The organism is Candidatus Tisiphia endosymbiont of Oplodontha viridula, from assembly GCF_964264865.1.
In the GTDB taxonomy this organism is placed as follows: Bacteria; Pseudomonadota; Alphaproteobacteria; order Rickettsiales; family Rickettsiaceae; genus Tisiphia.
This window is the reverse complement of record NZ_OZ183486.1, coordinates 893,361-905,864: the sequence shown is the minus strand read 5'-3', so window position 1 is coordinate 905,864 and position 12,504 is coordinate 893,361. Positions and strand designations below refer to the sequence as shown.

Annotated in this window: 11 protein-coding genes, 1 tRNA gene and 1 pseudogene; 9 read left to right on the top strand and 4 right to left on the bottom strand. The window is 33.1% G+C overall.

Annotation, left to right across the window (positions count from 1 at the left end):
* Window positions 1–68 precede the first annotated feature (68 nt).
* The 3 genes from ACFEL1_RS04430 to ACFEL1_RS04420 form a co-directional block, all read right to left on the bottom strand.
* The gene (locus ACFEL1_RS04430; protein ID WP_375330649.1) at window positions 69–1,304 is read right to left on the bottom strand and encodes a multidrug effflux MFS transporter; all 1,236 of its coding nucleotides are present in this window, start codon (window positions 1,302–1,304) and stop codon (window positions 69–71) included.
* Between the two features lie 380 nt (window positions 1,305–1,684).
* Window positions 1,685–2,128 (bottom strand): nucleoside deaminase, encoded by a 444-nt coding sequence (locus tag ACFEL1_RS04425; protein WP_342279159.1) that lies wholly within the window; start codon window positions 2,126–2,128, stop codon window positions 1,685–1,687.
* 10 nt (window positions 2,129–2,138) lie between these two features.
* Window positions 2,139–3,047, bottom strand: coding sequence for a cation diffusion facilitator family transporter (locus tag ACFEL1_RS04420; protein ID WP_375330648.1), 909 nt, complete (start codon window positions 3,045–3,047; stop codon window positions 2,139–2,141).
* A gap of 114 nt (window positions 3,048–3,161) precedes the next feature.
* Here ACFEL1_RS04420 and ACFEL1_RS04415 point away from each other — a divergent pair, with 114 nt between their 5' ends.
* The 7 genes and pseudogenes from ACFEL1_RS04415 (at window position 3,162) to ACFEL1_RS04385 (ending at window position 9,203) form a co-directional block, all read left to right on the top strand.
* The gene (locus ACFEL1_RS04415; protein ID WP_341761616.1) at window positions 3,162–3,632 is read left to right on the top strand and encodes an RT0821/Lpp0805 family surface protein; all 471 of its coding nucleotides are present in this window, start codon (window positions 3,162–3,164) and stop codon (window positions 3,630–3,632) included.
* Between the two features lie 152 nt (window positions 3,633–3,784).
* The gene (locus tag ACFEL1_RS04410; protein WP_341751576.1) at window positions 3,785–4,480 is read left to right on the top strand and encodes a phosphatidylserine decarboxylase; all 696 of its coding nucleotides are present in this window, start codon (window positions 3,785–3,787) and stop codon (window positions 4,478–4,480) included.
* A 37-nt stretch (window positions 4,481–4,517) separates the two neighbouring features.
* Window positions 4,518–5,282, top strand: a complete 765-nt coding sequence (locus ACFEL1_RS04405; RefSeq protein WP_341761617.1) for a CDP-alcohol phosphatidyltransferase family protein — start codon at window positions 4,518–4,520, stop codon at window positions 5,280–5,282.
* Between the two features lie 158 nt (window positions 5,283–5,440).
* The gene (locus ACFEL1_RS04400) at window positions 5,441–5,629 is read left to right on the top strand and encodes a helix-turn-helix domain-containing protein (RefSeq protein ID WP_341762652.1); all 189 of its coding nucleotides are present in this window, start codon (window positions 5,441–5,443) and stop codon (window positions 5,627–5,629) included.
* 26 nt (window positions 5,630–5,655) lie between these two features.
* Window positions 5,656–6,237 carry an integrase core domain-containing protein gene (locus tag ACFEL1_RS04395; protein WP_341761619.1) on the top strand — a complete coding sequence of 194 codons (582 nt, stop codon included), beginning with the start codon at window positions 5,656–5,658 and terminating at the stop codon, window positions 6,235–6,237.
* Between the two features lie 183 nt (window positions 6,238–6,420).
* Window positions 6,421–8,043 (top strand): IS1634 family transposase, encoded by a 1,623-nt coding sequence (locus tag ACFEL1_RS04390; protein WP_375330647.1) that lies wholly within the window; start codon window positions 6,421–6,423, stop codon window positions 8,041–8,043.
* A 99-nt stretch (window positions 8,044–8,142) separates the two neighbouring features.
* A pseudogene (locus ACFEL1_RS04385) lies at window positions 8,143–9,203 on the top strand (IS110 family transposase).
* Window positions 9,204–9,861: 658 nt separating this feature from the next.
* On the opposite strand, the gene ACFEL1_RS04380 reads toward ACFEL1_RS04385, so the two are convergent.
* Entirely contained in the window at window positions 9,862–11,661 is a 1,800-nt protein-coding gene (locus ACFEL1_RS04380; RefSeq protein WP_375330646.1) for a Ulp1 family isopeptidase, read from the bottom strand.
* 220 nt (window positions 11,662–11,881) lie between these two features.
* On the opposite strand from ACFEL1_RS04380, the gene iscX reads away from it, so the two are divergent.
* Together iscX and ACFEL1_RS04370 are read left to right on the top strand one after the other, a co-directional pair.
* Window positions 11,882–12,091 (top strand): Fe-S cluster assembly protein IscX, encoded by a 210-nt coding sequence (gene iscX, locus ACFEL1_RS04375; RefSeq protein WP_341747867.1) that lies wholly within the window; start codon window positions 11,882–11,884, stop codon window positions 12,089–12,091.
* Window positions 12,092–12,315: 224 nt separating this feature from the next.
* A tRNA-Val gene (locus tag ACFEL1_RS04370) sits at window positions 12,316–12,391 on the top strand.
* The last annotated feature ends 113 nt before the right edge of the window (window positions 12,392–12,504 follow it).

The following is a 12,504-nucleotide window of genomic DNA, read 5'->3' as shown; positions in this document are numbered from 1 at the left end:
TTTTCCTTATAACAAAGCCAGTTCGATATAAGAATTAATAATTCTTATATCGAACTGAGGGTAATCTATTAATTATTCTTCGCCATTTGCTGCTTATTAATAACAATATGAAACACTAACATCATACTAATTGAAGTGATCAGCATGAATAATGGTAATTGTGTCAATGATCCGTTATGCATATATCCCATTAATGCTGTAAAACTTGTGGCAATTACATAATATATAAAACCAAAAAGCGAAGCTGCTGTGCCAGCAAATTTGCCATAATTTTCTAAAGCTTGACTTAAGCAATTTGGAGCTATCATAGTGATACCAGTAATAATCACACCTAGCCATATTAAAGTTTGTACTAAAGACCCTGTCACCTCCTCTTTATTAATTAGATTAAAATAACTAGATAAAAAGAATAGTAGAGATCCTAAACACATAACCTTAATAGCTGCAAAAATAATATTATCAGAGGTTCTTTGCAGGTTATGCATCTTTTTGGATATAAACCCACCTAAAGCTAAGGGAATACATATAAAAAATGCCAGCATACAAAATGATGAAGTTGAAATATTTAGTCCTGAGATAAAATAAAAAGGTGCTTCAGTAAAATAGCCAAATAAAATACCATTCACTGACCCAATTAAAAATGCTAAACCAAGCAATCTTGTATCTTTGATCATTTTACCAAAACATTTTTTATAAAGTGGAATAACCAAACGTTCAGTTCTAAGATTTAGGTTAGTTTCTGGAAGTCTGACTGATATTAATACCATGATAAATATTGCAATTACTATCAGAACAAGAAATACTGCCGACCAATGATGTAATTTTATTACAAAACCACCTATAATTGCTCCTATAGCAGGAGCAAATGCTATGGCAATAGCTATCGTTGAGAATATTTTACCACGCTCTGCTGGTTTTATTATATCTCTAGCTATAGCTTGCCCTAATACTGAACCAACACTAGCACCAAAAGCTTGCATAAATCTTGCAGCAAGTAGCATATTAATATTATCTGATAAATAACAAATGAAGCACGATAAAGCATAAATCAAAAATCCTGTAAGTACGCAAGGCTTACGCCCATAAAAATCAGATAAATTACCCCATATTAAAACACCAACAGCAAAGCCAAACAAAAAAATAGTAAGTGTATATTCTGCTAAATTAGCACTAATTTTCAAATCCTTGGCTAAGTCAGGAAGGGAAGGAGCATAAATCGTCTCACTTAACGTTGGTATTATAACCATTAATATAATAATATATAGTGGTGCTACTATGATATTATCAATTTTATCTAGTTTCATTAATAACTCCCATTAGTTGCAGATATTGTCCTTTATACATTAAAATTTTGGAACATTACACAAAATTTTTGGATGCTAAATGACCTCAAATATTGATGTAAGACATTGGTTTAATAGCCTAGGGTGTCGGATGTCACCCCACAACTGTCGAAAGTTTACAAATACCTATACCACAGCGTCTATTAGCGAGCGTAAGCGAAACAATCTATAGATAAATGATGTTACTGGATTGCTTAGTCGGCTTTACAGCCTCCTCGCTAATAGACGTATAAGGAAGCTGTATTTACTAACTTTCAACAGTTATGGTACTATATGTACACTCCGCTTGCTCACCATTCATTTTCAAATCCAATCCTCCAAATCATTTAAGTATACCCTGTCTATTCCAGTGATCTGACTTTTTTAAAAAATTCCTTCATTAAATTCTCAGAAATTTTTGCTGAGAAACCACTATATATTTCAGGATGGTAAAAACAAGATTTACTGTTAAAGAAACGCCCACTATTCTCAACTCCTCCCTGTTTTGGGTCGTTTGCTGCATAAAATAATCTGCCTATTCTAGCGAAAGATATTGCAGCAGCACACATTGTACATGGTTCTAAAGTAACATACATATCACAGTCTGATAGATTCTTACTAGATAGAATTTGACAAGATTGATTTATCGCGACAATTTCAGCATGGAGTAGCGGATTCTTTGTTTGTTCAACAATATTATGAGCCTTTGAAATAACTTTGTTACTTATTCTATTAACTATAATAGCACCTACCGGAATTTCATTTTCATTAAAAGCAAGTTGTGCCTGCTTTAAAGCCTCCTCCATGAAGAAATTGTTAAATTTGGTTGATGTTTTCACGGTAATTCACTTTTTCCTCATAACCATGTGGATCTAGGTGAATAATTATTTCTGCACCTGGAAACTCTAATAACAATGCAATATAAATTTTATCACTAATATAATGAGAACTATACAATGACATATCTCCGTCCATTTCTATGTGACATTGTATAAACGGCTTACTTGCAGCATATCTAGTCTTCATTTCGTGTATACCTTTTACTTCTTTAAATCTAGTAATTATTGAGAGAATTTTTTTTCTATCTTCTTCAGGCATTTCTTCATCAATAAGATTTTTAAAAGCTTTTCTGAATAAAGCATAAGAGGCATATATTATATATATTGCAATACCAATGCCAAATAATGAATCTATAAACCAAAAATGAGTACTTAATTTTATAGAAACAATTACGCCAACATTTGTTAGTAAATCTGTAAAATAATGTAATTTATCTACTTTGATTATTTCAGAACTAGTTTTTTTTATCACATAAGTTTGATAAGCCACCAAAATAACAGTTAGGATAATGCACAAATATAGTATACTAATGCCAGATTCTATATTGCTTGGAACTGATCCATCAATAAGAGACCTTAAAGAAGAAAAACCCATAAATAAACCCGAAACAACAAAGAATACTGCTTGTGAAAAAATTGCTAAATCTTGGATTTTTTCATGACCAAATCTATGGTGATAATCAGGTGGCTGCAGTGAAAAACGAATAGCAATCAAATTAATAAGAGATGATGAAATATCAAGCATAGTATCAATTAAAGACGCTAGAATAGATTGAGAATCAGTTACCAGCCATGCATAAGATTTAATAAATAAAATGAATACAGCTATACTAAAAGACAAATAAGATGAGGACTTGATTAAAATTTGATGTTCTGAATTAGTCATATAAAATTTTCGATTTTATAGTATAAAATGTATTAGTGTTAGTATATATTAGTGTATAGTATATACTAACCCTAGGGTGTGTCAAATAACGTAACTCTTAAACATATGGTTTTTATGAATTTAACATGCAAAATTATAGCAATTATTTTAGCAGCAACAATGTTACACGGCTGTTCTGGTATGAATAAACAAGGTGGTGGAACGCTAATTGGCGGTGTAGCTGGCGGACTTTTAGGATCACAATTTGGTAAAGGGACTGGTCGTCTTGCCGCAACTGGTATAGGTGTTTTAGCTGGTGCACTTATTGGTGGTCAAATTGGTCAAACTATGGATGAACATGATAGGAAATTGGCAGAGCTAAGTTCTCAGAAAGCATTAGAGGCTACTCCTAGTGGTCAGAGTGTAGAGTGGCGTAACCCAGATAGTGGTAATTACGGGTATGTAACACCAAGCAAAGCTTTCAAAGACGATAGTGGTCAGTATTGCCGTGAATATACTCAGGTAGTTGTTGTGGGTGGTAAGCAAGAAAAAGCTTATGGGAAAGCTTGTCGTAGACCAGATGGTCAATGGGAAATTGTGCGTTAAGCTCTATCAAAATTTATCATCAGTTGACCTTTATACCCCGTTTAGAATATAATAATCAGGCTAGCACTAAGCCTGATTGTTTCTATTGTAAGCCCCCCAACTTTTAAATTCCCCTTATTAATGGGATAACGTAACAAAATTAGAGAGTGAGAATGAAGCAATATAGTGATTTTTCGAAGATTATTCATCGTGAAGGCTACATATTTATCGTAAGCTTTGCAGTTGTGACTTTTTTACTTTCTACTGTTCATAATAGTTTTGGATATGTAGGATTAGTTATAACGATTTGGTGTATATATTTTTTTAGGAATCCGGATCGATTTACCCCTATTAGTGACGATCTAGTAGTCAGTCCAGCAGACGGAACAGTGCAAAAAATAACTGAAGCAATTCCTCCGCTAGAACTTGGTCTTGGTAATCAGGAAATGATTAGAGTTAGCATTTTTTTGAATATTTTTAATGTTCATGTAAATCGTATTCCAGCTAATGGAAAGATTTTATCCCTACATTATAATCCAGGAAAATTTTTCAATGCCTCTCTTGATAAGGCAAGTATATATAACGAACGTCAGTCTGTTTTAATGGAAACAAATAGTGGTCATAAAATTGCGTTTGTTCAAATAGCAGGATTAATAGCAAGAAGAATATTATGTGATTTAGAAGAAGATACTGAGGTTAGGGTTGGCGATAGGTATGGTATCATCCGCTTTGGTAGTAGAGCTGATGTCTATCTGCCGCTTAAAACTGCACTTTGTGTCACTGAGGGTCAGACTTCAGTTGGTGGAGAAACTATTATTGCTGATTTTAGGATCAAGAAAACATCTGAACTTAAGTTTGAAAAAAGGTAATATTCTTACTGCTTTAATATAAGTATACAGGTATAAATTGCTTAAAATACACAAAGTTAAAATAACAAAACCAATCCCGTTTATAAAATTGCTTCCTAATTTTATCACTTTATTGGGTCTTGTGGTTGGTGTTAGTGCTATTAAATTTGGATTAGATGGTAGATGGGAAAAGGCTGTATATTGTACTTTAGTTGCAGCTATAATAGATGGAATTGATGGTAGGATAGCAAGAATGCTAAATGCTACCAGTCCTTTTGGTGCTGAACTGGATTCATTATGTGATTTTGCTAATTTTGGAGTAGTCCCAGCTTATCTTGTATATTTATGGTCTTTCCAACAATATGAATATAAAGTATTTTCATGGGGTTCTATATTATTGTTTATGGTATGCATGGCCTTAAGGCTTGCAAGGTTTAATACTGCTATTTTTCAGGAGATACATAATAAGAAAATAGAATATTTTTTTACAGGCGTGCCTGCACCTTGTGGAGCTTTACTTGCTCTAATGCCAATGATTTTGGATTTTGAAGTAAGTAGCGTTTTAGGTATCAATATCCGTAAACATACTATTATGATAAATTTATATATTGTTGTAATTGCTTTTTTACTTGCCAGCAGCCTACCAACATTTTCAACAAAAAATATTAATATAAAACACGAATATTTATCATTAGCGATGATGGTATTTGCTGTTATCATTATAAGTCTTATTATATATCCATGGTATTTGTTACCATCCATTGCCTTTATATATATGTTATCTATACCAGTGTGCTATTTTATTAGCAGGAAATTCTATTAGATTTGTTGCATAATAACTAGGGACAAGTAAGTTAGTCAAGGAAAAGGACTTACTTTTTACAGTCTATGAGTATAAATATAGTATACTAGAATGCTCTAGAGAATTGGTCTATCGAATTATAATAGGAATTAAGTTAGGGACTTATAAGGTCATTTGTAATGGATGCTAAGATTAAGTTGCGTTTGAGTTGGATTAAGTTATATAAACAGTTAGAGCATGCAGGAAAAGTATGCGAACATTATGGTATTTCACGCTTTACATTACGCAAGTGGTACAAACGCTATGAAGTATTAGGTAAAAATGGTTTGTGTGATATTAGTAGTAAGCCCAAAAACTTTCCTTTTTAAAAAAGAAGTGAAGTTGATGAAAAAAAATGCTTAAAAAACATAATGTAGCTCCGTTGAATTTAAAACGTCATTATCGTAAACAGATTAAACGTTATAGTTCTAAGATTCCAAGAGAAAGGGTGCAAATGGACGTTTGTAAAATCGCTAATAATTTATACCAATATACTGCCATAGACGATTACACTAGGTATAAGGTATTGGCTTTATATAATCGGCGTACTGCTACAAATACTGTAACTTTCTTGGAACAGGTTATAGAACGTATGCCTTTTCCTATACAACGTCTGCAAACTGATAGAGGTCAGGAATTTTTTGCTTATGTGGTACAAGAATATTTGCAGAAGAAGATCAAGTTTCGCCCTATCCAACCATTATCTCCTCACTTGAATGGTAAGGTAGAAAGATCGCAAAGAACAGATTTAGACGAATTTTATAGTAGCACTGATCCTAAGAATCAAGAGCTTCAGAGTAAGCTTATGATTTGGGAAGAGTATTATAATAAGCATCGATCGCATAGTGTTCTGCATGGTAAAACTCCCACAACTGTTGAAAGTTTACAAATACCTATACCACAGCGTCATTGCAAGCGTAAGCGAAACAATCTATAGATAAATGATGTTACTGGATTGTTTCGTCGGCCTTACAGCCTCCTCGCAACTTATCTTCGAGAGGGAGAAGTGTTTGAAGAGGTAGGAAAGTAAGGTTTATAAGGATTTTGCTATAAGATTTGTAGTCATGTAAATGATATTTTTTATTTGACAATGCTGGAATTTAGAGATATAATCTCTTTCATGTATATTACAACTGTTCCAAATAGAAATTCTCGTCCTGCAATATTGCTTCGTACCTCTTATCGCGAAGACGGGAAAGTATTAAATAAAACCCTAGCTAACTTAACTAACTGGGATGATTTACGCATTGAGGCTTTTAAGAAGATGCTTAAAGGTGAATTTGATGGTTTAGATGGTGTTCCTGAGGTTGGTGAAAGTTTTGGGACTATTTTTCTACTAAAAAGAATTGCTGATGAAATTGGTATTACTAAGGCTCTTGGTACTAGAAGCAAAGAAGCTTTATTGAGTCTATTTTTGGTTTTAGCACGCTTTGCTCACCAAGGGTCTAGACTTTCCAGCGTGAAATGGGCGAAATCGCATGCGATATCTGATGTATTATCTGTCGATTCATTTGATGGAAACCATTTATATCAGGCTCTAGAATGGTTAGAAGAGAACCAAGAAAAGATCGAATTAAAATTATTTAAAACTTATCAAAAGAAAAATAACAAGCCGCCTGTTATGCTTTTATATGACGTCACTTCCAGCTATTTCGAAGGAACAGAGAATGAACTTGCGGAATATGGGTACAATCGGGATAAAAAGAAGGGTAAAAAGCAAATAGTGATTGGTCTATTAACTGATGATCATGGCGAACCTTTGGCTGTTAGAGTTTTTAAGGGTAATAGTGCTGATCCTTCTACCATTTATGAGCAGATTGAGCTAGTAAAATCTAATTTTGGTATTAAGAATATCGTCTTTGTTGGTGATAAAGGAATGATTAAGAGGACAGGCAAAGAAGCCCTGAGCAAAGAAGCCCTGAGCAAAGAAGGATGGGACTATATTACAACCTTAAGTAAAGTTGAGATTGAAAGCTTAAAGAAAAGCGGAGTTTTGCAATATAGTTTTTTTGAAGAACAGCTATGCGAAGTAACCAATAATGGCAAAAGATATATTTTAAGGAAGAATGGTTCTATAGCCCGAAAAGTTGAGTTTGATAGGAATAACCGAGTTGAAAAATTGGTTGCAAAGATTGAAGAGCGTAATATATATGTATCAACCCATAAGAAAGCAAAGCTAGAACTTGGTTTAAATAATATTCAAAAAATTGCCAAAGAATGGCGGATAGATAAATTTATCAACCTAAAATTAGATGGCAACCAAATAGTGGTTGAAATTGATCAAGATAAGAAAAAAGAGTTGTTTGCTCTTGATGGTTGTTATGCGATTGAAACACAGATTGAAATTAAACTGATGAGTAAAGAATTGGTTGATAAAGCTTACCATAATTTACATGAAGTAGAATTGAATTTTAGCAGTATGAAGACAGGATTACTCGAGGTAAGACCGATCTTTTTAAGGAAAAGCAACAGAACGAAGGGACATGTATTTGTTTGTATGTTGGCATTAAAAATATGGCACTATATGAAAAATAAGTTGAAACAAGGTTGTGGCGTAACCAAGGATGGTAAATATAATGTGACCATTGAGGAAGCATTAAGAGAGCTGGATAAAGTATGTTTTTTATATTACACAATCAAGGGTTGCAAAGTTGCAAGATTACCAAAATTAAGCGAGTTTCAACAAAATTTATTCAATTTATTTGATTTAACGATGCCCCAAATGACAAAATCTGCAAAATGATAAAATAATGGTATGGACCTCCTGATATACAGAATGAAAAGCAGTTGCTAATCTTCTAAAGTTAATATTAAATATTAAAATAACAATCAGGAGGCTAAGATGGAAGTTACCACAATTGGTATAGATATTGCAAAAAGAATTTTCCAAATTCATGGTGTAGATAAAAATGGTAAGACGGTATTAAAGAAAAAATTAATGAGAGATCAAGTTTTAACATTTATGGCTAATTTACCAAAATGTTTGCTAGGGATGGAAGCTTGCGGCGGAGCTAGTTACTGGGCAAGAGAAATAACTAAATTGGGGCATACAGTAAAACTAATGGCAGCACAATTTGTCAAACCGTATGTTAAAACTAATAAAAATGATCAAGCTGATTCAGAAGCTATATGTGAAGCGGTAACAAGACCAAATATGAGGTTTGTACCAATTAGAACTGTAGAACAACAAGATATTTTGTCAATTCATCGGGTAAGAGAGAGATTGGTAAAAAACCGTACGGCACTTGCGAATGAAATTAGAGGATTATTACATGAATTTGGTTTTATTATTCCTCAAGGGATCAATAAGGTTGTAACAAAATTAACTGAGATTTTAGATGAAGGAAATTTGAGTCAGCTAGGTTACCAAACATTTAGTGAACTGAAAGAGGAATTTTTGGATAATGACAAAAAAATAAAAGAGATAGAAAAAAGATTAAAAATAATAGCTAGCAACTTAACTCAATATCAACGATTAACAGCTATACCTGGTCTTGGTTTAATTACTGCTACTGCTTTAATAGCATCAATAGGTAATGTACAAGTTTTGAGAATGGTAGGCAATTATCGGCATGGTTTGGATTAGTGCCAAGGCAGCATTCCAGTGGAGGGAAAGATAAGTTGCTTGGAATTAGCAAGCGAGGTGATGTTTACTTGCGTACTCTATTGATCCAAGGAGCTAGAGCTGTACTAAATGCCAAGATAAGATTTACATCGGAAGAACAAAAATCTAAAAAAGATTTTAGCAAATTTACGCAGTGGATGTTTAATTTATCTGAGCGAAATGGACATAATAAAACAGTAGTTGCTGTAGCTAATAAACTGGCAAGAGTGGTGTTTGCAGTACTAAGGTCAGGGGATGATTATGTAGAGAGTAAAGTTTGTAGCACAGAGCTATTATAATTAACATAAAATAAAATAAATAGTGGTTTATTAATTAATAGGTAAACAAAGAATATGTAAGAGATTCCAACCCGGAATATGCGTGAGATAATAATATTGATGGTAAATAAGACAAACCTTAGCTTACAAAGAAACTGATGACTACAATGGCTCTTTGAAGCCGATAAAATGATAAGTATATAGTTTGTAAGCCAGCGAATTCCATCAGGGCTGTAGGATAAATTACACATAATTTATTAACTATAAGCCGGATACATGTATGCATTTGCATTTTTGCTATTAGATGTTATTTTTTTCTTGCATTTTACAGGAGGTCCATACATGTAGTCAGTAACGAGAATTTAATTCTACACTCCACTCGTCGCATAATACTCATGTTCTATAGCATAATTTCTGCTCATATTTATCTCGAAGATGAGTCGCAATGACGTTTTATAGACGTATATGTCTATTAGCGAGCGAACGTATGTGAGCGTGGCAATCCATTTTGCTAAAAACATGATTTTAAAAGATTAAAATCATGTTTTTAGCTTTAGAAAGGTTTAAAATGCATTCGCAAAAGCACTTTAAGAATGCATTTTTCCTTATATTAAAGCCAATTCGTGATAAGAATTAACTAATTCTTATCCTGATGGGGTATGACCCCAAAACTTTAATACTATCTGATAGGACAAACTTCTCTAGGACGGCTATTGTTCCTAATAGCAGGAGGAGATGTAGTAGGACGAGATGGATAGGTATTTATTGATTCTCTAATGGTATTAACTTTTTGCTTGACTTCCTCAAGGTCCATTGTTTTTGCATGAGCTTGGCGTAATGTTGTTCCTATGTTTTTAGATTCTTCAGCGGTAAGAATTGCCTCACCTTTTGCCATTTTAATTAAATTATCCACAACGAAAGCTCCACAATCTTTACCATTTTGTTGTTGCTTAGTGTGTAAATCTACTATTTTAGCACTAGGACAAACTTCTTTAATCATATTTACTAAATCCACTCTTGGATCTATATTTGTTCCCATAGGATCATTATAGGTAAACACTATACCCCCCTCCTTGTCTTTAGTGATTGCTAAACTAACCCAATGTTCGTGTCCAGTATTAAGGGGTATAATAACCGCTTCCTTGTTATTTGCTATTAAATCACTATATACAGCTTGATCAAGAGTTTCCTTTAATAAACTTTCTTCTTCTATAGAAGCATGAGTAATAATAGAAACCTTTGTTTGATCTACAGACGCTTTTAATACATTGCTAATATCATCTTCGTCATATAAATAATCTAGTTTAGTTAATTTGCTACCCTCAGGCAATGCATGTTCTACCTTATTTTGTCTAGCTGATACCCCCCTTTCATCTGCTACTTGCTGAAGGGTATTAGTAATTCTTTTAGCATTTTCTTGTTTATACTCATTTAAATTCTCTTGCATATCCTTAATAGTTAAGCTGTTGATTCCAAGAACAGTTTCCCTTTGTTTAACTTCAGCAACAATATCAGCCCTTTTCCCATGACCTTGAGCTAATGGGATACAACCATTAGTCAAATTTTCGACCGAGCCTCCTTGAGTTATAGTATATTTAGCCTGTTTGGCAATATTCTGAAGTCTCAATGGATCAGATAGATCAAAATATATATCAATAGGGTTTATTTCTGCTGTATTAAGATCTTTCTTGAATTGTTGAGATAATTGTGACACGTAATGCTCTAGTTTTTTAGCCCCACCAATTTTATCTTTTAAAATTTCCTCAACTTCCAGCTTAATACCTAATTGTTGGTTTGGGTCGTTGATACCAAATTTGGTCGCAATAATATTAGCCACATCATCTACAGATGAAGGATTGCTGGCTACTATAACTCTAGTATTTTTGCCTAGTTCTTTTGTAGCAAGCATAACCTCAGTCAATCTTTCTTTATTAGGCAATTTCCCTGACATTAATATGTTAGGAGACCTTTTTAGAATTTCCGACTCTATTAAATTTGTAACTGGGATATAGGGAATGTAAGAAGTTCTTTTTTGCTCTACATGTCTGTGAGTTACCGCATTAGCTCGGTCGTTAGCATTTGCAAAAAACACGTGATTGACCTGTGCAAGAAGAGGTGACCAGTAGTTATAATATGGCAAAGTTTGATTATGTGCATTATAATTACCAAAGGTAAAACAAGTTTGAATACCTGATTTTTTTAATGCTGCTAAATCATCTGTAACAACTATAGGTTTTTCCATGTTTGAATTATATTGAATATTAAGTATAGGCGTTTCTCCTTGTTTAACTTCATACAATATTTCACTTATTATATTATCCTTATTTAGTTTGCCATTTTGAATGTTATATTTAAGTTCCCTAGTTGGTATGTTTAAGTCAGAATTAGCCACTATAATATTTTGCTGAGTATCTTGACCTACATGACCATTAATATTAAATAACCTTACCTTATTTTCTTTTTTATCTGTTTTTGCCATACATACTCCAAAGTCATCATATCTAATGACTATCATCTTAAACGAAAAAACAAGTCTATACAAATCAATTATATATCTAATTTACAGATATAGTTGCATAATAATCTCACCCCCTTTAATAATATACTATATATAAGCCTGCACTAATATATTATTTAATTGGTAGAGGGATGGTTAGATGGTAATAGTAATTGCCTATGGAAATAATTAGGTAAAAATAATGCATTGGCATGATGTTGACGAAATTGCTATAAGTTTAGAAAAAAATTATTCCGATGAGGATATATCTGAATTAACACTAAAAGATCTTGAGGACTTAATAAAATCATTGAGTGATTTTGATGACCACGAAATTGAAACAAATAAAGAAGTGTTAAAAGAAATTCTCGAGGCTTGGAAAGAGATTAAAGATAGTAATTTTGAAGATTAATATATACTCTTCTGCTTTGAAGAAGAGCTATCACAAATACTTGCGAAGAATGTACGTACTTGTACCTCATGTAGTTCATCTATAGCTAATCTAAAGTAAGGTCTATCTAAGATACTCTAATAGATAGACCTTACTTTAGGTTAGCTATAGAATCTAAATAATTTACAGAAATAACTTGATTTTTTTGGGGAGATAGGGCATTATCTGCGTTAAATTGAAAGAAGGGGCGGTTAGCTCAGTTGGTAGAGCATCCCGTTTACACCGGGACGGTCGGGAGTTCAAGTCTCTCATCGCCCACCATATATCTCTCGGATTTCAGGGTTTTTATCATTGCAATAAATTGCAATAAAAAGTCTGTATTCCCGTCGCATGCCGTTTTTTCACTAAAGTTGCCGGAATACGAGTATAAAAAA

Coding starts and splice junctions, on each gene's coding strand:
- ACFEL1_RS04430 (WP_375330649.1), bottom strand. CDS start 1,304: ATGAAACTAGATAAAATTGATAATATCATAGTAGCACCACTATATATT.
- ACFEL1_RS04425 (WP_342279159.1), bottom strand. CDS start 2,128: ATGGAGGAGGCTTTAAAGCAGGCACAACTTGCTTTTAATGAAAATGAA.
- ACFEL1_RS04420 (WP_375330648.1), bottom strand. CDS start 3,047: ATGACTAATTCAGAACATCAAATTTTAATCAAGTCCTCATCTTATTTG.
- ACFEL1_RS04415 (WP_341761616.1), top strand. CDS start 3,162: ATGAATTTAACATGCAAAATTATAGCAATTATTTTAGCAGCAACAATG.
- ACFEL1_RS04410 (WP_341751576.1), top strand. CDS start 3,785: ATGAAGCAATATAGTGATTTTTCGAAGATTATTCATCGTGAAGGCTAC.
- ACFEL1_RS04400 (WP_341762652.1), top strand. CDS start 5,441: ATGGATGCTAAGATTAAGTTGCGTTTGAGTTGGATTAAGTTATATAAA.
- ACFEL1_RS04395 (WP_341761619.1), top strand. CDS start 5,656: ATGCTTAAAAAACATAATGTAGCTCCGTTGAATTTAAAACGTCATTAT.
- ACFEL1_RS04390 (WP_375330647.1), top strand. CDS start 6,421: ATGTATATTACAACTGTTCCAAATAGAAATTCTCGTCCTGCAATATTG.
- ACFEL1_RS04380 (WP_375330646.1), bottom strand. CDS start 11,661: ATGGCAAAAACAGATAAAAAAGAAAATAAGGTAAGGTTATTTAATATT.
- iscX (WP_341747867.1), top strand. CDS start 11,882: ATGCATTGGCATGATGTTGACGAAATTGCTATAAGTTTAGAAAAAAAT.